The following is a 17,544-nucleotide window of genomic DNA, read 5'->3' as shown; positions in this document are numbered from 1 at the left end:
GCCCGCCCCCCGGTCCTCAGTTCTTCGCGTCGTCCGCCGGAACGGCATCCGGCGGCGGCGGAGCCACCGGCCTCAGCTTCAGCCAGACCAGGAAGAAGACGCCGAGGGCCAGCATCGCCAGGCCCGTCCACAGGTTGATGTTGACGTCCACTGCCTTGTCGAGGTCGGCGTCGGAGGCGGTGAGGCCCGCGATCGTGACGATGACGCCGTAGACGACGAACAGGCCGCCGATGATGCGGCGGATGTCGAAGAGGCGGGCGGCTGTCGCGGACTGGGTCTGGAGTTCCAGGACCTCGCGCTGGACGTCCTTCTCGGAGTAACCGCGGTCTTCGGTGGGGTGCTCGGACATGGTGGTTCCTTTCCTCCCGCGGTCAGATCGAGAACGGGATGTAGCAGGCGGCCGCGAGGATCACCGCGCCCCAGCCCAGCAGGGCGGGCTTGCGGTACCAGGCGTCGTCGCCGGCGGCGGGCGCTTCGTCCATGCCGGGGGAGGGCGTCCCCTCGGTCGGGCGGAGCCGGGACGGGGAGCGGGTGCCGTAGACCAGGCCCTGGAGTTCCTCGGCCGGCTTGGGGGCCGTGAAGAGGGACACGACGACCATCACCACCGCGCCCGCCACGAAGCCGGCTATGGCGGAGACGAAGTTGGCGCCCTGGTCGGAGGGGATGTCGATGATGCCCTGCTTGTAGATCCAGAAGTAGTTCACCATCGTCGTGACGGTGCCGGCGAGCAGGCCCCAGAAGCCGGACTTCGCGGACGCGCGCTTCCAGAACATGCCGACGATGAAGACGACGAACATCGGCACGTTGAAGAAGGAGAACAGCGTCTGGAGGTAGCTCATGATGTTCGAGAAGGACGCGGCGAGGAACGCCGTGCCCACCGAGGCGGTGACGCCGATCACCGTGATCAGGCGGCCGAAGCGGACGTAGTAGGCGTCCTCGCGGCCCTTGACCACGTACCGGCCCCAGATGTCGTTGGTGAACACCGTGTTGAAGGACGACACGTTCGCCGCCATGCCCGCCATGAACGCGGCGAGGAGGCCGGTGACCGCGATGCCGAGGATGCCGTTGGGCAGGAGCTGTTCCATGAGGTAGGGGATGGCGTCGTTGTACTGGAGGTCGGAGCCCGCGGTGCCGATCTTCGGGACCAGGACCGCCGCGACCAGGCCCGGGATCATGACGAGGAAGACGATGAAGATCTTCGGGAAGGCCGCGATCAGCGGGGTGCGCTGGGCGGCGCTGAGGTTCTTCGCGGACAGGGCCCGCTGGACCTCGGCGAAGTTCGTCGTCCATTGAATTGCACCTCGGGCTGATGCCCGAGGATTCTGGCCTTCTCGACTTGTTGCTGTGCCGCTACGCGGCACGGGCTTCGGTCGGGAATCCGTGGCTTCCTGTTTCTTCGCGCTGTGCCGGGATTGCTCCTGGTCTTACCGGCGCTCCGCAGGCCGATACCGCCAGTCCGGCGGCCGTTTTCACGTTGATCGCGGCATTGTGGCCCCGGTCGTGGACGGTGCCGCAGGCGGTACAGGTCCATTCCCGGACGTTGAGGGGTTTGGGTCCGTCCTTGACGCCACAGGCGGAACAGGTCTGGGAGGTCGGCTCGAACCGGCCGATCTTGACCAGGGTGCGGCCGTACCGTTGTGCTTTGTACTCCAGCATGCTGATGAACGAGGACCATCCGGCGTCGTGCACACTCTTGGCCAGCCTGGTGCGGGCCAGTCCCGCCACCGACTGGTTTTCCACGGCGATCCGGGTCGGCTTCACCACGAACGCGGTGGCCGCCTCGAGCGGGGTGCCGTGTGGGGAGCACAAGGTTCCGGGGCTGCCACGGGACAAGACGATGATCACAAACGGCCCCGGCGACTGTCAGGTCTGCGCTGAGCGGATCCGTGACAGCCTCGGCGATGGTGAGATCTTCCGGATCCCCTCACCTGGCGCATTCTTTGGCAAGTACCGCGATCAGGAGACCTACAACTGGAGCAACAACTACCATGCCGTAGTGGTACTCAATGGGCGGGTTTATGACGCCTTCACTCCGAAGGGCGGGGAGTTGATCGAAGAGTACAAGGGTCGGTGGGAGTACGGCGACATCATCGATTTCGGGTTTTGAGGACACCTGTGAATGACAGAAAGTTCTTTGAAGGGGTTAGATCCAGGCCAGGGCTCTACGGCCTTAACGGCTCGTATAGGAGTACGTTCATGTTCCTCATCGGATTTGATGAGGCCCGCTCGGGTGGGCTTCTACGCGGTTTCACCGAGTGGCTGATCGTACGCAAGGGTGAACGCTCCAGCTTCGGTTGGCAGGCCCTCGTCCTTGACGAGGCATTCCCCGATGTCGAGTCGTGGGGCCTGAACAAACTGGAGAAATTGAATGCACAGCAAGAACTGAAAGCTGTAGACCTGCTCCTCTCTCTCCTGCTTGAGTTTCTGGCAGTACGGGATGACACGATGGCGCTGGCTCACATGTATTCGCAGTATCACTCCCTCCAGGCCAGGGCTAACGACTCCGGAAAAGAATAAAATCGGAGCACCCCCGATGCGAAGCGGCCCCCGGCAAACTCTGTTTGCCGGGGGCCGCTTCGCCGAGCCTCATTCCCGGTCGGATTTGTGAAACTTGCCCAGGCCGGGACTGCCACGGCCCCGGTGTCGTCCGGCGCGCACGCACCCGCTCCACGAAGCGCTGACCGCGCAGGGCGGTGCCGGGGGAAGCGGGGGTCCGGGGGCCGGCCGAAGGCCCCCGGCAGCCACCCGCCCCAGCCCACACCGAAGGCGTGCCGCCGGCATCCGGATCGACTATGCGCCGAGAAGATCAGGAAGAGCCTCGGCGGCGGCGAGATCATCACCATCAAGCCGGTAGACGAGATGATCCTTCCGAAATATCGGGGAGTGGACGCGGGTTGGTTCTTCCACGTGGTGGTGGTCTACAACGGTCGGGTTTACGACGCCTGGACCGGACGGGCCGGCGACACCATCGCCGAGTACAAGGCCCAGTGGACCAGGCACAACAAAATCGACTTCGGGTTCTAGGGGACGAGTGAACGACAAAATGATCGTCGAGGCGATCCGCGACAGTCCGGAAGGGTACGGCCTGAACGGCACCTACTACCCGACCGCCATGCTCCTCACGGGCATCGACCTCGGCAGGTCGGGCGGGCTGCTGCGCGGCTTCACGGAGTGGCTGGTCGTCCGCAGGGGCGAGTGCAGCAGCTTCTACTGGCATAAGCTTGTCCTCCTGGACCTGTTCCCCGACCTGGGCCTCCGGGGGTGGAAGGACCCGGGCCACCTGACTCCGGAGCAGCACCGGCAGGTCGTGCACCACCTTTGCTCGCTCATCCTGGAGTTCCTGGATGTACGGAACCAGCCGCGAGAACTGGGTTTGATGTACACGCGGTACGAAGCGATGTACGCGCACATCTGGAAGTAGACGAAAGGGCAGCCCTACCGGAAATCCACTGGTGGGGCGGCCCTTTCGCCTCCATCGGCCTCGGTGGGAGCGTCTGCTCAACGGCCCTGTCCCACTTTCGGTGGTGACCGAGTGAGCTGCTATCCGAGGAGGATGCGGTGCCGAAGCAGGGTGAAGCCGGCTCGTCCGTGTATCTGGCGCGCGATCGGCTTGGGTTTGGTGTTGATGCCCTCGGTGGGGCCGTTGCTGTACGGAAGTGTGAGCGCGGCGATCACTGTGTCCCGGTCTTGGTCCAGGCCTCGGGCTCAGGGTGCAGATGGGGCAGATCGGGTGCGCGGACTTGGGCGATCCAGTGTGACAGTCTCTCGCCTGCCCGGCCCGTGTTCCCCAACCCCGAGGAGCCGGACCCGGACGACCACCCGGCGCCAAGAACAAACACGGGAACCTTGCTACGACGTCGGCAAGACCGGTAAACGCCCCGAAAACCTCAGAGCCATCGGCAAGCCTGGAAGATCCTGGTAGATGAAGAACAAGCTGGGTGCGCGGGCCGCGTCATGTGCGGCTCCGTCGCGTGGGCGCGCGCCCCGGCCACAGAGCACCCGCACCCGGCGACGATACGATGCCCCCCCACGCGATCAACCCGCTCGACCCGATCAACCCGCTCACCCCCCGGAGGGACCATGGCAGGGGAACCGCAGGACGACTGTCTGTTCTGCAAGATCGTCGCGGGGCAGATCCCGGCGACGATCGTCCGTGAGACCGACACGACCGTCGCGTTCCGGGACATCAACCCCCAGGCGCCCACCCACATCCTGGTGATCCCGAAGGCCCACCACGTGGACGCCGCGGCGCTCGCCGCCGCCGCCCCGGAACTCGCCGCGGACGTCCTGCGCGAGACCCAGGCCATCGCCGACCAGGAGCAGCTGGACAGCTACCGCATCGTCTTCAACACCGGCAGCGGCGCCGGCCAGACCGTGTGGCACGCCCACGCGCACGTCCTCGGCGGCCGCGGCCTGCAGTGGCCGCCCGGATGACCCCCGGGTGACCCATCGTGTCCGTACGTGAGTTGGTCGTCCTCGGCACCGCCAGCCAGGTCCCGACCCGGCACCGCAACCACAACGGCTATCTGCTGCGCTGGGACGGCGAGGGAATCCTCTTCGACCCCGGCGAGGGCACGCAGCGGCAGATGCTGCGCGCCGGGGTCGCCGCGCACGACCTCGACCGGATCTGCGTCACGCACTTCCACGGGGACCATTCGCTCGGCCTTGCCGGAGTCATCCAGCGCATCAACCTCGACCGGGTTCCGCACGAGGTCACCGCGCACTACCCGAAGTCCGGGCAGCGCTTCTTCGAGAGGCTGCGGTGGGCCACCCCCTACCGCGCGACGGTCGAGATCACCGAGGCACCGGTCGCGGGGGACGGGGTGATCGCCGAAACGGATGCCTACACCCTGGAAGTCCGCAGGCTCTCCCACTCCGTCGAGTCCTACGGATACCGCCTGACCGAGCCCGACGGCCGCCGTATGCTGCCCGACCGGCTCGCCGCGCACGGCATCAAGGGCCCGGACGTCGGACGGCTCCAACGGGAGGGCGTACTGAACGGCGTCTCCCTCGACGACGTCAGCGAGACGCGCCGCGGGCAGCGGTTCGCGTTCGTCATGGACACCCGGCTGTGCGACGGCGTGCACGCGCTGGCCGAGGGCTGCGACCTGCTCGTCATCGAGTCGACGTTCCTCGACGAGGACGAGGAACTGGCCGTGGAACACGGGCACCTGACGGCGGGTCAGGCCGCCCGCGTGGCCCGGGACGCCGGCGTGCGGCATCTCGTGCTCACCCACTTCAGCCAGCGCTACTCCGAGCCGGACGAGTTCGAACGGCAGGCGCGGTCCGCCGGGTACGACGGGGAGCTGACGGTGGCGCACGATCTGCTGCGGGTCCCGGTTCCGAAACGGCGGTAAAACGGCCGTACGATGCTTTGATGTCCCTCCCCAAAGCAGAACTGCACCTCCATATCGAAGGCACCCTGGAGCCGGAGCTGGCCTTCGAGCTGGCCGCGCGCAACGGCGTGTCGCTGCCGTACGCCGACACGGACGCGCTCCGTGAGGCGTACCGGTTCGCGGACCTCCAGTCCTTCCTGAACCTGTACTACGAGCTCATGGCCGTGCTCCGGACCGAGCGGGACTTCGAGGACCTGGCGAACGCCTATCTCGCCCGGGCCGCCGCGCAGGGTGTGCGCCACGCGGAGATCTTCTTCGACCCGCAGGCGCACCTCGCCCGGGGCGTCGGCATGGGGACGGTCGTCGAGGGACTGTGGCGGGCGCTGGGGAACAGCGAGGCCGCGCACGGCGTCTCCACGCAGTTGATCATGTGCTTCCTGCGGGACGAGTCCGCCGAGTCGGCGCTGGAGACGCTGGAGGCCGCGAAGCCGTATCTCGACCGGATCGCCGGCGTCGGGCTGGACTCGGCGGAGGTCGGGCATCCGCCGGTGAAGTTCCGCGAGGTGTACGACTCGGCAGCGGCCTTGGGTCTGAGGCGGGTGGCGCACGCGGGTGAGGAGGGCCCGCCGGAGTACATCACCGAGGCCCTGGACGTGCTCGGCGTCGAGCGGATCGACCACGGCCTGCGCTGCATGGAGGACCCGGCGCTGGTCGAGCGGCTGGTCCGCGACCGGGTGCCGCTGACGCTGTGCCCCCTGTCCAACGTCCGTCTCCGCACCGTCGACGTCCTCGGCGACCACCCGCTGCCCGCGATGTTGGAGGCCGGCCTGATGTGCACGGTCAACTCCGACGACCCGGCCTACTTCGGCGGCTACGCGGGCGACAACTTCGACGCCGTACACCAGGCACTGGGCCTGGGCGAGGACCGGCTGCGCGAACTGGCCCGCAACTCCTTCCTCGCGTCCTTCCTGGACCACGACGAGGAGCGGCGGACGCGGTACCTCGCGGAGGTGGAGGCGTACGCCTTCCCGTAGCCGGCGCCTGCCTACGGGGGTGCGCTAACGCCAGTGCGGCGCGCCCCCGGCGCCCGGTGCCGCCGCCTCGACCTTGCCCCTGATCTCCCGCATCACCGCGACGATCCGCTCCTCGTGCTCCGGGGTCAGCCGGGTCACCGGCACCGAGCAGCTGACGGCGTCCTGGGCAGGGGAGTCGTAGCGCAGGGCGAAACCGAAGCCGACGATGCCGAGGACGCTCTCCTCGCGGTCGATCGAGTAGCCGCGCGTCCGCACCTCGGCGAGGTCGGCGAGCAAGGTCTCCCTGCTGGTGCGCGTGTGCGGGGTGAGCGCCTCGTAGGGCCCCTCGGGCAGCTCCGCGTCGTCCCGCTCGGCCAGCAGCGCCTTACCCAGCGCGGTCACGTGCGCCGGCAGCCGCCGCCCCACCCGGCTGATGGTCCGCAGGTACTCGTGCGACTCGCGCGTGGCCAGATACGTCACGTCCCGGCCGTCGAGGCGCCCCATGTGGATCGTCTCGCCGAGCGCCTGGGACGCCTCGTCGAGCAAGGGCAGTACGACGCGCACGCGGGGGTCGGAGTCGAGGTAGCTCGTGCCGGTGAGCAGGGCGTGGATGCCGATGCCGTAGAGCGAGCCGGTGACGTCGGTGCGGACCCAGCCGCGCGAGATCAGCGTCTGGAGCAGCGCGTACATCGAGCTGCGCGGCACCTCCAGCGCGTCGGCGAGTTCCTGGAGGCGGGCCGGACGGTCGCCCCGCGCGGCGAGCAGTTCCAGCAACTCGACCGTGCGCGCGGCCGACTTCACCTCGCGGACGCCCCCTGTGTCTGACATGCGTCGATCGTAAGGGGGTGTTCGGACGACCTCGTAGGAGCCGCGCTGTGATCCGGTACGTGGTCCGCTGGTCCCCGAGTCGACCCTCACACGATCGAGTCGACTCGGCCTACTGCACTCCGTCCGGCGTTGGTAACTGCTCGCAGTGGGGGGTCGGCGGGGGTGTTCAGGCGGCGCGGGGAGCCGACGCGAGCCGCGGTCTCGGCAGGACGGTCGGCGGGTTGTCGGTGCTGTGGTGCAGACTGGCTGATCCGTACCACGTCAGGGAGCGCACCGTGATCGCGTCCACCGCGTCCGTCGGAGAGGACCACCGCAACCGGCCCAGGGTCGACCCACTGGCCGCCCTGCGCACACCGGAGGATCCGCCCTGGGACGTGTATCTCACGGGCACCGTCTTCCTCGACATCATCTTCACCGGGCTCGACTCCGCCCCGGTGCGCGGGACCGAGTCATGGGCCCGCGGGATGGGGTCGAGCCCGGGCGGCGTGGCCAACATGGCGGCGGCTCTGGCGAGGCTCGGCCTGAGGACCTCCCTCGCGGCCGCGTTCGGCGACGACCACTACGGCGAGTACTGCTGGGACACCCTGGAACAGGGCGAGGGCATCGACCTCGCCCCGTCCCGCACGGTGCCCGGCTGGCACTCCCCGGTCACCGTCTCCATGGCGTACGAGGGCGAGCGCACCATGATCTCCCACGGCCACGAGCCCCCTCCCGAGGAGCCCGCGCCGGACTGCCCGCCACGCGCGCGTGCCGCCATCGCCTCCCTCACGCCCGGCCGACGCGCCCCCTGGATCGCCCAGGCGGCGGGCAAGGGTGCCAGGATCTTCGGCGACGTCGGCTGGGACGACACCGGGGCCTGGGATCTGGCGGCTCTGCCCGATCTCGAACACTGCGAGGCGTTCCTGCCGAACGCGGAGGAGGCGATGCGGTACACGCGAACCGACTGCCCGCGCGCCGCCGCGCACGCGCTCACGGACCACGTGCCGCTCGCCGTCGTCACCCTCGGCGCGGAAGGGGCGTACGCGGTGGACCGGCGGACGGGGGAGACGGCGGAGGTTCCGGCCATCGCGGTGGAGGCCCTCGACCCGACCGGCGCCGGAGACGTCTTCGTGGCGGGTTTCGTCACCAGCACGCTGGCCGGCTGGCCGCTGGCCGACCGGCTGGCCTTCGCGGGCCTGACCGCCGCGCTGTCCGTCCAGGAGTTCGGCGGCTCCCTGTCCGCCCCCGGCTGGTCCGAGATCGGCGCGTGGTGGCGCAGGGTGCAGTCGGTGGCCGAGCAGGACCCGACAGCCCTGCGGCGGTACGGATTCCTCGCGGACCTGGCACCGGAGGAGGCGGACCAGCCCTGGCCGCTGCGGCGAGCGGTGCCGACGATCGGGTTCGGGCGATCGGTGTGAGCGGGGCGGGGGCCGTGCGCTCGGGAGAGCCGCGCGCTCCGGAAGGCCGCACAGTGCACAAGAGCCGCCCGCCCCGGAAGGCCGCCCGCCCCGCAGGAGCCCTCCGTGAAAACACCTACGGCGTTGTCAGTCCCGCGTCGTACTCTTGGTGGTGCTAGGCCGCTCTCAGCTACGCGGCCCTGATGAGGAGGAACCGCAGGCCTTAAGCGCCGGCCCATGACTCAGACACCCATAGCTCACACACCCGCGCAGGGGCAGGCGAGAGCACAGTTCACCGTTCCCGCCCAGCACCCCATGGTGACCGTCCTGGGATCCGGCGACGCCCTCCTGCGTGTGATCGAGAAGGCCTTCCCGGCGGCCGACATCCACGTCCGGGGCAACGAGATCAGCGCGGTCGGCGACGCCGCCGACGTCGCCCTCATTTCGCGCATGTTCGAGGAGATGATGCTGGTGCTCCGCACCGGGCAACCGATGACGGAGGACGCAGTGGAACGCTCGATCGCCATGCTGAAGGCAAGTGAGAACGGGACGAGCGACGGCCAGGAGACCCCGGCCGAGGTGCTCACGCAGAACATCCTCTCCTCGCGCGGCCGCACGATCCGCCCCAAGACCCTCAACCAGAAGCGGTACGTCGACGCGATCGACAAGCACACGATCGTCTTCGGCATCGGCCCCGCCGGTACCGGCAAGACCTATCTCGCCATGGCCAAGGCGGTCCAGGCCCTGCAGTCCAAGCAGGTCAACCGCATCATCCTGACCCGCCCCGCGGTGGAGGCGGGAGAGCGCCTCGGCTTCCTCCCGGGCACGCTCTACGAGAAGATCGACCCGTATCTGCGCCCGCTGTACGACGCGCTGCACGACATGCTGGACCCGGACTCGATCCCGCGGCTGATGGCGGCGGGGACGATCGAGGTCGCGCCGCTGGCATACATGCGCGGCAGGACGCTCAATGACGCCTTCATCATCCTGGACGAGGCCCAGAACACCAGCCCCGAGCAGATGAAGATGTTCCTCACCCGCCTCGGTTTCGAATCGAAGATCGTGATCACGGGTGACGTCACCCAGGTCGACCTGCCGAGCGGGACGAAGTCCGGTCTGCGGCAGGTGCAGGACATCCTGGAAGGGCTGGACGACGTCCACTTCTCCCGGCTGTCGTCCCAGGATGTCGTCCGGCACAAGCTGGTCGGCCGTATCGTCGACGCGTACGAGAAGTACGACAGCCTGAACGGGACGGAAAACGGCACCCACAAGGGCGGCCGCAACCAACGGAAGTAGACAAGCACCACACCATGTCGATCGACGTCAACAACGAGTCCGGAACCGAGGTCGACGAGCAGGCGATCCTCGACATCGCCCGCTACGCACTCGCGCGGATGCGCATCCACCCGCTCTCCGAGCTCTCGGTGATCGCGGTGGACGCCGACGCCATGGAGCAGCTGCACATCCAGTGGATGGACCTGCCGGGGCCCACGGACGTCATGTCCTTCCCGATGGACGAACTGCGTCCGCCGTCGAAGGACGACGAAGAGCCCCCGCAGGGCCTCCTCGGCGACATCGTGCTGTGTCCCGAGGTCGCCGAGAAGCAGGGCAAGGAAGCGGACACGCAGCACTCCATGGACGAGGAGCTCCAACTCCTCACCGTCCACGGCGTGCTGCACCTGCTGGGCTACGACCACGAGGAGCCCGACGAGAAGGCCGAGATGTTCGGCCTGCAGGCGGCCATCGTGGACGGCTGGCGCGCGGAGAAGGGCCTGACCGGCCCGTCGCCGGCCCCGACCGTCTCATGAGCCCCGCCCTCGTCTCCGGCGCGATCGCCCTGGTCGTCGTCGCGTGGCTCGCCGCCTGCGCGGAAGCGGGCCTCGCCCGCGTCTCCAGCTTCCGCGCCGAGGAGGCCGTACGCACCGGCCGCCGCGGCAACGCCAAGCTCGCCCAGATCGCCGCGGACCCGACCCGCTATCTCAACGTGGCGCTGCTGGTCCGCGTCGCCTGCGAGATGGCGGCCGCCGCGCTCGTCACGTACGCCTGTCTGCGGGAGTTCGAGGGCACCACCGAGGCCCTGCTGGTCGCGATCGGGGTGATGGTCCTCGTGTCGTACGTCGCCGTGGGCGTCTCCCCGCGCACCATCGGCCGCCAGCACCCGCTCAACACGGCCACGGCGGCGGCGTACGTCCTGCTGCCGCTGGCCCGGATCATGGGCCCGATCCCGTCGTTGCTGATCCTCATCGGCAACGCGCTCACCCCCGGCAAGGGCTTCCGCCGCGGCCCCTTCGCCTCCGAGGCGGAGCTGCGGGCGATGGTCGACCTCGCCGAGAAGGAGTCGCTGATCGAGGACGACGAGCGCCGCATGGTGCACTCGGTCTTCGAGCTGGGCGACACGCTCGTACGGGAGGTGATGGTCCCGCGCACCGACCTCGTCGTCATCGAGCGCTACAAGACGATCCGTCAGGCGCTGACCCTGGCGCTGAGGTCGGGTTTCTCGCGGATCCCCGTCACGGGGGAGAGCGAGGACGACATCGTGGGGATCGTGTATCTGAAGGACCTGGTCCGCAAGACGCACATCAGCCGGGACGTCGAGTCCGAGCTGGTGTCGACCGCCATGCGCCCGGCGGTCTTCGTGCCCGACACCAAGAACGCCGGCGATCTGCTCCGCGAGATGCAGCAGGACCGCAACCACGTGGCCGTGGTGATCGACGAGTACGGCGGCACGGCCGGCATCGTCACCATCGAGGACATCCTCGAGGAGATCGTCGGCGAGATCACCGACGAGTACGACCGTGAGCTCCCGCCGGTCGAGGACCTGGGCGACGACCGCTTCCGGGTCACCGCCCGCCTCGACATCACCGACCTGGGCGAGCTGTACCACCTGGAGGAGTACGACGACGAGGATGTGGAGACCGTCGGCGGTCTGCTGGCGAAGGCGCTGGGCCGGGTGCCGATCGCCGGAGCCTCCTCGGTGGTCGAACTCCCCGACGGCCGCAAGCTGCGCCTGACCGCGGAGACCTCGGCGGGCCGCCGGAACAAGATCGTGACGGTGCTGGTGGAGCCGGTGGGCCCGGCGGGGCCGCCCGAGGACGAGGAGAAGAAGGCGGAGTGACACCCCAGGAACTGCGCGCCCTCTGCCTGTCCTTCAACGAGGCCGCGGAGGACTTCCCGTTCCGGCCGGAGATCTCGGTCTTCAAGGTGCTGGGCAAGCTCTTCGCCCTGACCACGCTGGACGCCCGCCCCCTCACGGTCAACCTCAAGTGCGACCCGGAGGACGCCATCCGGCTGCGCGGCGAACACCCGGGACTGATCGTCCCCGGCTATCACATGAACAAGCGCCACTGGAACACGGTGACGGTGGACGCCGACCTGCCGGACGAGCTGGTACGGGAGCTGGTCGAGGACTCGTACGACCTGGTGGTGGCAGGTCTGCCGAGGGCGGAACGGCTGCGCCTCGACCGTCCGTGAACGCCGCCCTCGCGACCGGGGCGTACGCCGGGTTCGTATGCTCAGCCCATGACTGACAGCGCGCTTGACCCCGAGGACCGCAAGATCGTCACCCTGGCCCGTTCGGCGCGGGCCCGCAACGGTGTGCCCGAGGGGGCGGCCGTACGGGACGAGACGGGCCGTACGTATGTCGCCGGGACCGTGGCCCTGGACTCGCTGAAGCTGAGCGCGCTGCGGACGGCGGTGGCGATGGCGGTGGCGTCAGGGGCGACGTCGTTGGAGGCGGCGGCTGTGGTGACGGACGCGGAGGGTGTTCCGGGGGAGGATCTGGCGGCGGTACGGGACCTGGGTGGTGCCGGGACACCGGTGCTGGTGGCGGGATCTGACGGTGCCGTGCGGCTGACGGTCTCGGCGGGCTGAGGTCCTCAGGGTTCCCGCCGCCACCGCCCTGCCCGCCCCTTCGGCCCCGCCAGGGGCTTGCGTCCCTGGCGGGGCTTGCGTCCCTGAACCCCCTCCGGCCTGCGCAGCCTTGTCCTCTCCCGCCGGACGGGCTGAGTGAGTAGGCCGGAAATCGGCCTTGCAGGCGCCTGCTGCCCGCGCATCAATGAAAACGTACCCCCTGACGGTCCATCAGATTGAGCCGCGCAGTTGACCGCACCCACCTGTCAAAGCCGATGGCCGTCGACGCGCACTCCCCGACAGCACGAAGGGAGCTCATCTCCATGAGAGGCAAGCGCACAACCACAGGTGCGGCAGTACTGGTCGGTGCCCTCGCGGTCACCGGACTCGCGTTCGCGCCCACCGCGTCCGCCGTCGCCCCGACGACGGCGACGATCACCGCCAGCTGCGGAGCGTTCGGCGGCGGGGCCGCCACGCTGACCGCGACGCAGAACGGCACCTCGGCCACCATGACCCTCTCGTCCACCGCCATCACCACACCGCTCGCGCTGGCGAAGGACTCCATCACGGCCAAGCTCACCATGGTGAGGTCGGCCGGCGGCACCGTCCTCTTCAGCGGGAAGAAGAACCCGGCCATACCCGCCGGTGGCTCGGTCACCGTCGGCCCGCTCAACGGCACCGTGACCTCCGGCGACCGCCTGGAGTTCTTCGGCGGCTCGCTGCAGATGACCGTCTTCGGGATCTCTGTCAGCTGTACGGCGAGCGCGAATCAGTCACCGGGCCCGTTCGTGTACAACTGAGCGTTCAACCGACCGCTCGGCCCGGGCGTTTCGGCCGGGCGTTCGGCCGAGTGATCAACTGATGGATCGACTGAGTGAACTGTTCCGGATGCCGCGGAAACTGATGGTCCGTCAGCTTTCTGCGGCATCTGCATTGACTTCTCACTCCGCCTCCACATCAATGGCCCCCTGTCGGCGCAGAGAAGCCGCTGCGCCCGCATCCCTCAGGAGGGGGCAAGCATGGGTCCGACACTCCGAAGACCGCGCCGGCGCCGTTGGGCGTCGCTGCTCGGGGTGACCGCGGTCGCGGTCACCGCGGGCGGGGCGCTGGCCTGCCCGGCCGGTGCGGCGGGTAAGAACGTCGACTTCGCCACGCACTGCATCCCGCCGGCGATCGCGGGCCTCCCGCCGATCGACGGCACCACCACCGCCAACGTCTCGGTCGACAACACCAGCCCCAAGGTCGGCGACACGGTCAAGGTGACCTACACGGTGGTCGCCCCGGCCGCCGGCAACCCCACCGAGCTCGACCTGCCGGCCGACATCATGACCCCGACCGGCAAGGTCACCCTCGGTGGTACGCAGACCGGGGACGTGACGGTCGCGGGGCCGAAGAAGAACGCTCCGGTCAAGGGGAAGGCCCCCTTCCCGTCGTTCTCCATGACCGGATCGTTCAAGGTCACCAAGGCCGGCGCGATCACGCTCTCGCCGGGCGACTACAACATCCACACCAGCTACATCATGGAGCTGGACACCCCGTGCACGGTGACCAGTCCGCCCGCGCCGGTCTCCGAGACCGTCACCGCGACGGACGGCTCGACCCCGGGCAACCAGCGTGCCCTCACGCTGGGTTCGGCCTCCGGGAACCAGGGTGACAGCGTCACCGTCAACGGCAACGGCTTCACGGCGGGCGCGACCGTCACCCTGGCCGGACGCTCCGGGGACAAGCAGACCGGGGACACCGCGACCGTGACCGCGGACGCCCAGGGCGCCTTCAGCGGCTCGCTCGTCGTCACCGACAAGACGACGAGCGGGATCGTCGCGTACGAGGGCGCCTCCTGGGACCCGGACAACGGCGCGGGGCCGGCGGCCTACGTCGTCAACGGCACCACGCCGCCCACGCCCGGCGGGAGCCAGAAGCTGACGACGATCGTGAAGGCGGGGGCGCTGTCCATGTCCCAGGCCGGGGACGCCGTCGCGCTGAAGGCGGTCCACTTCGGCAAGGGCGGGCCCTCGACCGGTGCCCTCAACAGGGTGACGGTCAAGGACTTCCGGGGCGGGCCGGCGGGCTGGTCCCTGACCGGCAAGGTCACCGACTTCACCGGCTCCGGCGCCCATCTCACCGATCCCGGTGCCAAGATCGACGCCGGGAAGCTGAGCTGGACCCCGGCCTGCGCGACCAAGGCCGGCAGTCCCAGCACCTGCAAGGCGGGTTCGGCGGGCACGGTGGGCACCTCGGGGGCGACCCTGGCGTCGACCCCGGACGGCACGCTCACCGGCGGTGAGTTCACCGTGGATGCCGGACTCTCCCTGGACGTACCGGCGTTCACGCCGCCGGGCACGTACTCCGGCGTCCTCACCCTCACGCTCAGCTGAGTCCGACGGCACGGGCGCCCGCACCCGCCCGTCGCCTCCATCCACGTCCGTGGGGGCCGCATCCATGCGCACGTTCGTCGCACCCATGCGCACGTTCTCCGTTCTCCTCCTCGGCCTGCTGCTCCTGGCCCTGACCGCGGGACCCGCCCACGCCGCCGACAACGGCAACTGGTCCGTCTACCCGGCGTCCTCGCAGATCGCCGACCGCCCGTACTTCTACCTCTCCGCCGACCCCGGTACGACCCTGAGGGACAAGGTCGTCGTCGCCAACAAGACCGGCGGCCCGCTGACCTTCCGCCTCTACGCGGCCGACGCCTACAACACCGCCCGCGACGGCGGTTTCGCCGTACGGACGCAGAAGGAGAGGCAGCGCGGGGTGGGTGCGTGGGCGAAGCCCGCCCGCACCCGGGTCACCGTCCCGGCGCACGGCGAGGTCGCCGTGCCCTTCACGCTCCGGGTGCCCGCGGACGCCGAACCCGGGGACCATCCGGGCGCGTTGGTGGCACTCGACGAACGCGTGGACCAGGGCGACGGCTCCCTCGCGCTCGGTGTGCAACGGGCCGTCGGTGCCCGCGTCTACCTCCGCGTCGGCGGCCCCGTCCTCGCCGCGATCGCCGTCGAGGACGTCCGCGTCATCCATTCTCAGCCACTCGTCCCCGGCCTCGGCGACAGCGCGGCGACGGTCTCCTACACCCTCCACAACACCGGCAACGTCACCGTCGACCCGAAGGTGGAACTGCGGGCACAGGGCCTGTTCGGCCGAACGCTCCTCGCCCGCGATCTGCCGAAGGTCCCCGCCGAGCTGTTGCCCGGACAGCGGGTGCGGCTCTCCGAACCGTGGCGGGGCGCGCCGCAACTCGACTGGGGCGATGTGACGTTGACGGCGAGCGCGCAGAACACCCGGGAGTCGGCGAGCGCGTCCTTCTTCGCCCTGCCGTGGCTGGTCGTGGCGGTACTGGCCGTCGCCCTGGTGGTGGGCGTCGTCCTGCTGGTCAGAGCGCGTCGGGTCCGCGCTCGCCCGTCCGTACCCGTACGACCGTCTCCACCGGCAGCATCCACACCTTTCCGTCGCCGATCTTCCCCGTCTTCGCGGCCTTGACGATCGCGTCGATCGCCGCGTCCGCGGCGGCGTCCTCGACGACGACCTCGATACGGACCTTGGGGACCAGGTCGACCTGGTACTCGGCGCCGCGGTACACCTCGGTGTGGCCGCGCTGACGGCCGTAGCCACTGGCCTCGGTCACGGTCAGACCGTGCACGCCGAGCTCCTGGAGGGCGGTCTTGACCTCGTCGAGGCGGTACGGCTTGACGATCGCGGTGATGAGCTTCATGCCTGGCTCTTGACCTTCTGGGCGGAGAGGACGGAGGACGCGGAGACCGGGGCGCCGTGGCCCAGGACGCCGTGATCGTATGCGGTCTCGGCGTGCACCGTAAGGTCCAGACCGGTGTGCTCCTGCTCCTCGCTCGCGCGGAAGCCCATCGTCTTGTCGATCAGCTTGCCGAGGCCGTACGTGACGAGGAAGGCGTACGCCCCCACGGCGACCACGGCCACCAGCTGCTTGCCGAGCTGGGCGAGCCCGCCGCCGTAGAGGAGGCCCTCGGGGCCGTCGGTCATGGTGTCGACCGCGAAGACGCCGATGAGCAGCGTGCCGATGACGCCGCCGACCAGGTGGACGCCGACGACGTCGAGCGAGTCGTCGTAGTTCAGCTTGAACTTCCAGCCCACGGCGTACGAGCAGACCGTGCCGGCGGCGAGGCCGACGACGAGGGCGCCGAGCAGGGAGACCGATCCGCAGGAGGGCGTGATCGCGACCAGGCCCGCGACCGCGCCGGAGGCGGAGCCCAGGGTGGTCGGGTGGCCGTCGCGCTTCTGCTCGACGAGGAGCCAGCCGAGCAGGCCGGTGCAGCCGGCGGCGAGGGTGTTGAGGAACGCGGCGGCGGCGAGGCCGTTGGCGCCGAGGGCGGAGCCCGCGTTGAAACCGAACCAGCCGAACCAGAGGAGACCCGCGCCCAGCATGACCATGGGGAGGTTGTGCGGACGCATCGCGTCCTTCTTGAAGCCCAGGCGGGGGCCGAGGACGAGCGCGAGGGCGAGACCGGAGGCGCCGGAGGTGATCTCCACCGGCAGGCCGCCGGCGAAGTCGAGGGCGCCGAGCGTGTCCAGGATCCAGCCGCCCGGGCCCCAGACCCAGTGGGCGACGGGAACGTATACCAGCAGCGCCCACAGCGGCACGAAGACCAGCCACGCGCCGAACTTCGCGCGGTCCGCGACCGCGCCGCTGATGAGGGCGGCCGTGATGATCGCGAAGGTCAGCTGGAAGGTGGCGAAGAGGAGGGTGGGGACGGTGCCGTGGACGCTGTCCGGGCCGAGGCCCGCCATGCCGACGTGGTCCAACGAGCCGAGGAGTCCGCCGCCGATGTCGTCGCCGAACGCGAGGGAGTAGCCGGCGGCCAGCCATACCACCGTGACCAGGGCGATCGACACGAAGCTCATCATCAGCATGTTGAGGACGCTCTTTGTGCGGACCATCCCGCCGTAGAACAGGGCGAGGCCCGGGGTCATCAGCAGGACGAGGGCGGTGGCGGCGAGCAGCCAGGCGGTGTCGCCGGTGTCGACGCTTGCGGCGGCGAGGGTCACGGTCGTCTCTCCAACGGTGTGGGGGCCCTTGGGGCTCGTCAGAGGGTCACCGGCGTGCGTTTCCGGTTGCGTACAGGTGTGTTTCCGTGACGTTTCGTTGCGTGAGGGTTTCCGAAAGCTCACGGGGTG

The 17,544-nt window shown here is 69.4% G+C and carries 20 protein-coding genes and 4 pseudogenes; 17 read left to right on the top strand and 7 right to left on the bottom strand.

Annotation, left to right across the window (positions count from 1 at the left end; all coding sequences use genetic code 11):
- Window positions 1-16: 16 nt before the first annotated feature.
- The 3 genes and pseudogenes from M2271_RS27350 to M2271_RS27340 all read right to left on the bottom strand — a co-directional run.
- A complete protein-coding gene (locus tag M2271_RS27350) occupies window positions 17-349 on the bottom strand; it encodes a hypothetical protein (protein ID WP_280889991.1) in 333 nt (110 codons plus the stop codon).
- Between the two features lie 22 nt (window positions 350-371).
- Window positions 372-1,289: pseudogene (locus M2271_RS27345) on the bottom strand (Na+/galactose cotransporter); the annotation flags it as partial.
- A 61-nt stretch (window positions 1,290-1,350) separates the two neighbouring features.
- Window positions 1,351-1,746, bottom strand: a pseudogene (locus M2271_RS27340) (zinc ribbon domain-containing protein); the annotation flags it as partial.
- A gap of 91 nt (window positions 1,747-1,837) precedes the next feature.
- Here M2271_RS27340 and M2271_RS27335 point away from each other — a divergent pair.
- The 4 genes from M2271_RS27335 to M2271_RS27320 all read left to right on the top strand — a co-directional run bounded on the left by M2271_RS27335 (window position 1,838) and on the right by M2271_RS27320 (window position 3,421).
- The gene (locus tag M2271_RS27335) at window positions 1,838-2,107 is read left to right on the top strand and encodes a hypothetical protein (RefSeq protein ID WP_280889990.1); all 270 of its coding nucleotides are present in this window, start codon (window positions 1,838-1,840) and stop codon (window positions 2,105-2,107) included.
- A gap of 89 nt (window positions 2,108-2,196) precedes the next feature.
- The gene (locus M2271_RS27330) at window positions 2,197-2,517 is read left to right on the top strand and encodes a hypothetical protein (RefSeq protein WP_280889989.1); all 321 of its coding nucleotides are present in this window, start codon (window positions 2,197-2,199) and stop codon (window positions 2,515-2,517) included.
- A 342-nt stretch (window positions 2,518-2,859) separates the two neighbouring features.
- The gene (locus tag M2271_RS27325; protein ID WP_280889988.1) at window positions 2,860-3,024 is read left to right on the top strand and encodes a hypothetical protein; all 165 of its coding nucleotides are present in this window, start codon (window positions 2,860-2,862) and stop codon (window positions 3,022-3,024) included.
- 7 nt (window positions 3,025-3,031) lie between these two features.
- Window positions 3,032-3,421 (top strand): hypothetical protein, encoded by a 390-nt coding sequence (locus M2271_RS27320; protein ID WP_280889987.1) that lies wholly within the window; start codon window positions 3,032-3,034, stop codon window positions 3,419-3,421.
- Window positions 3,422-3,540: 119 nt separating this feature from the next.
- On the opposite strand, the pseudogene M2271_RS27315 reads toward M2271_RS27320, so the two are convergent.
- A pseudogene (locus tag M2271_RS27315) lies at window positions 3,541-3,675 on the bottom strand (hypothetical protein); the annotation flags it as partial.
- 89 nt (window positions 3,676-3,764) lie between these two features.
- On the opposite strand from M2271_RS27315, the pseudogene M2271_RS42590 reads away from it, so the two are divergent.
- From M2271_RS42590 to M2271_RS27300, 4 genes and pseudogenes are all read left to right on the top strand, one after another.
- Window positions 3,765-3,922 (top strand): annotated as a pseudogene (locus tag M2271_RS42590) (transposase); the annotation flags it as partial.
- 158 nt (window positions 3,923-4,080) lie between these two features.
- Entirely contained in the window at window positions 4,081-4,434 is a 354-nt protein-coding gene (locus tag M2271_RS27310; protein ID WP_280889986.1) for a histidine triad nucleotide-binding protein, read from the top strand.
- A 17-nt stretch (window positions 4,435-4,451) separates the two neighbouring features.
- The gene (locus M2271_RS27305) at window positions 4,452-5,357 is read left to right on the top strand and encodes a ribonuclease Z (RefSeq protein WP_280889985.1); all 906 of its coding nucleotides are present in this window, start codon (window positions 4,452-4,454) and stop codon (window positions 5,355-5,357) included.
- Between the two features lie 20 nt (window positions 5,358-5,377).
- Window positions 5,378-6,370 (top strand): adenosine deaminase, encoded by a 993-nt coding sequence (locus M2271_RS27300; protein WP_280889984.1) that lies wholly within the window; start codon window positions 5,378-5,380, stop codon window positions 6,368-6,370.
- A 24-nt stretch (window positions 6,371-6,394) separates the two neighbouring features.
- On the opposite strand, the gene M2271_RS27295 is transcribed toward M2271_RS27300, so the two are convergent.
- Window positions 6,395-7,177: an IclR family transcriptional regulator gene (locus M2271_RS27295; RefSeq protein ID WP_280889983.1), complete on the bottom strand. Its 783-nt coding sequence runs from the start codon at window positions 7,175-7,177 to the stop codon at window positions 6,395-6,397.
- A 275-nt stretch (window positions 7,178-7,452) separates the two neighbouring features.
- Here M2271_RS27295 and M2271_RS27290 point away from each other — a divergent pair, with 275 nt between their 5' ends.
- From M2271_RS27290 to M2271_RS27250, 9 genes are all read left to right on the top strand, one after another.
- Entirely contained in the window at window positions 7,453-8,574 is a 1,122-nt protein-coding gene (locus M2271_RS27290; RefSeq protein ID WP_280889982.1) for a PfkB family carbohydrate kinase, read from the top strand.
- A gap of 216 nt (window positions 8,575-8,790) precedes the next feature.
- Entirely contained in the window at window positions 8,791-9,849 is a 1,059-nt protein-coding gene (locus M2271_RS27285; RefSeq protein WP_280889981.1) for a PhoH family protein, read from the top strand.
- 14 nt (window positions 9,850-9,863) lie between these two features.
- Window positions 9,864-10,361, top strand: a complete 498-nt coding sequence (gene ybeY, locus M2271_RS27280; RefSeq protein WP_280889980.1) for an rRNA maturation RNase YbeY — start codon at window positions 9,864-9,866, stop codon at window positions 10,359-10,361.
- Window positions 10,358-11,668, top strand: a complete 1,311-nt coding sequence (locus M2271_RS27275; RefSeq protein WP_280889979.1) for a hemolysin family protein — start codon at window positions 10,358-10,360, stop codon at window positions 11,666-11,668. Before ybeY ends, M2271_RS27275 begins: the two co-directional genes overlap by 4 nt.
- Window positions 11,665-12,024: an MmcQ/YjbR family DNA-binding protein gene (locus tag M2271_RS27270; RefSeq protein ID WP_280889978.1), complete on the top strand. Its 360-nt coding sequence runs from the start codon at window positions 11,665-11,667 to the stop codon at window positions 12,022-12,024. The genes M2271_RS27275 and M2271_RS27270 overlap by 4 nt, the downstream gene beginning before the upstream one ends.
- Before the next feature lie 48 nt (window positions 12,025-12,072).
- Window positions 12,073-12,423, top strand: a complete 351-nt coding sequence (locus tag M2271_RS27265; protein WP_280889977.1) for a cytidine deaminase — start codon at window positions 12,073-12,075, stop codon at window positions 12,421-12,423.
- A gap of 302 nt (window positions 12,424-12,725) precedes the next feature.
- A complete protein-coding gene (locus M2271_RS27260) occupies window positions 12,726-13,202 on the top strand; it encodes a hypothetical protein (RefSeq protein WP_280889976.1) in 477 nt (158 codons plus the stop codon).
- 219 nt (window positions 13,203-13,421) lie between these two features.
- Window positions 13,422-14,777 carry a beta-xylosidase gene (locus M2271_RS27255; protein WP_280889975.1) on the top strand — a complete coding sequence of 452 codons (1,356 nt, stop codon included), beginning with the start codon at window positions 13,422-13,424 and terminating at the stop codon, window positions 14,775-14,777.
- Window positions 14,778-14,862: 85 nt separating this feature from the next.
- Entirely contained in the window at window positions 14,863-15,876 is a 1,014-nt protein-coding gene (locus M2271_RS27250) for a DUF916 domain-containing protein (protein WP_280890016.1), read from the top strand.
- Here the strand turns inward: M2271_RS27250 and M2271_RS27245 are convergent.
- Both M2271_RS27245 and M2271_RS27240 read right to left on the bottom strand, forming a co-directional pair.
- Window positions 15,770-16,108: a P-II family nitrogen regulator gene (locus tag M2271_RS27245; protein ID WP_280889974.1), complete on the bottom strand. Its 339-nt coding sequence runs from the start codon at window positions 16,106-16,108 to the stop codon at window positions 15,770-15,772. The two genes, M2271_RS27250 and M2271_RS27245, sit on opposite strands and share 107 nt — an antisense overlap.
- The gene (locus M2271_RS27240; protein WP_280889973.1) at window positions 16,105-17,415 is read right to left on the bottom strand and encodes an ammonium transporter; all 1,311 of its coding nucleotides are present in this window, start codon (window positions 17,413-17,415) and stop codon (window positions 16,105-16,107) included. Before M2271_RS27240 ends, M2271_RS27245 begins: the two co-directional genes overlap by 4 nt.
- Window positions 17,416-17,544: the final 129 nt, after the last annotated feature.

The organism is Streptomyces sp. LBL (genome assembly GCF_029893585.1).
Classification (GTDB): Bacteria; Actinomycetota; Actinomycetes; order Streptomycetales; family Streptomycetaceae; genus Streptomyces.
This window is presented reverse-complemented; position numbering and strand designations above follow the sequence as displayed.

Excerpts from the sequence above, each read along its gene's own strand:
- ybeY (WP_280889980.1), top strand. The coding sequence starts at position 9,864 with ATGTCGATCGACGTCAACAACGAGTCCGGAACCGAGGTCGACGAGCAG.
- M2271_RS27300 (WP_280889984.1), top strand. The coding sequence starts at position 5,378 with ATGTCCCTCCCCAAAGCAGAACTGCACCTCCATATCGAAGGCACCCTG.
- M2271_RS27335 (WP_280889990.1), top strand. The coding sequence starts at position 1,838 with ATGATCACAAACGGCCCCGGCGACTGTCAGGTCTGCGCTGAGCGGATC.
- M2271_RS27310 (WP_280889986.1), top strand. The coding sequence starts at position 4,081 with ATGGCAGGGGAACCGCAGGACGACTGTCTGTTCTGCAAGATCGTCGCG.
- M2271_RS27255 (WP_280889975.1), top strand. The coding sequence starts at position 13,422 with ATGGGTCCGACACTCCGAAGACCGCGCCGGCGCCGTTGGGCGTCGCTG.
- M2271_RS27295 (WP_280889983.1), bottom strand. The coding sequence starts at position 7,177 with ATGTCAGACACAGGGGGCGTCCGCGAGGTGAAGTCGGCCGCGCGCACG.
- M2271_RS27245 (WP_280889974.1), bottom strand. The coding sequence starts at position 16,108 with ATGAAGCTCATCACCGCGATCGTCAAGCCGTACCGCCTCGACGAGGTC.
- M2271_RS27330 (WP_280889989.1), top strand. The coding sequence starts at position 2,197 with ATGTTCCTCATCGGATTTGATGAGGCCCGCTCGGGTGGGCTTCTACGC.
- M2271_RS27275 (WP_280889979.1), top strand. The coding sequence starts at position 10,358 with ATGAGCCCCGCCCTCGTCTCCGGCGCGATCGCCCTGGTCGTCGTCGCG.
- M2271_RS27260 (WP_280889976.1), top strand. The coding sequence starts at position 12,726 with ATGAGAGGCAAGCGCACAACCACAGGTGCGGCAGTACTGGTCGGTGCC.
- M2271_RS27350 (WP_280889991.1), bottom strand. The coding sequence starts at position 349 with ATGTCCGAGCACCCCACCGAAGACCGCGGTTACTCCGAGAAGGACGTC.
- M2271_RS27325 (WP_280889988.1), top strand. The coding sequence starts at position 2,860 with ATGATCCTTCCGAAATATCGGGGAGTGGACGCGGGTTGGTTCTTCCAC.
- M2271_RS27250 (WP_280890016.1), top strand. The coding sequence starts at position 14,863 with ATGCGCACGTTCTCCGTTCTCCTCCTCGGCCTGCTGCTCCTGGCCCTG.
- M2271_RS27265 (WP_280889977.1), top strand. The coding sequence starts at position 12,073 with ATGACTGACAGCGCGCTTGACCCCGAGGACCGCAAGATCGTCACCCTG.
- M2271_RS27285 (WP_280889981.1), top strand. The coding sequence starts at position 8,791 with ATGACTCAGACACCCATAGCTCACACACCCGCGCAGGGGCAGGCGAGA.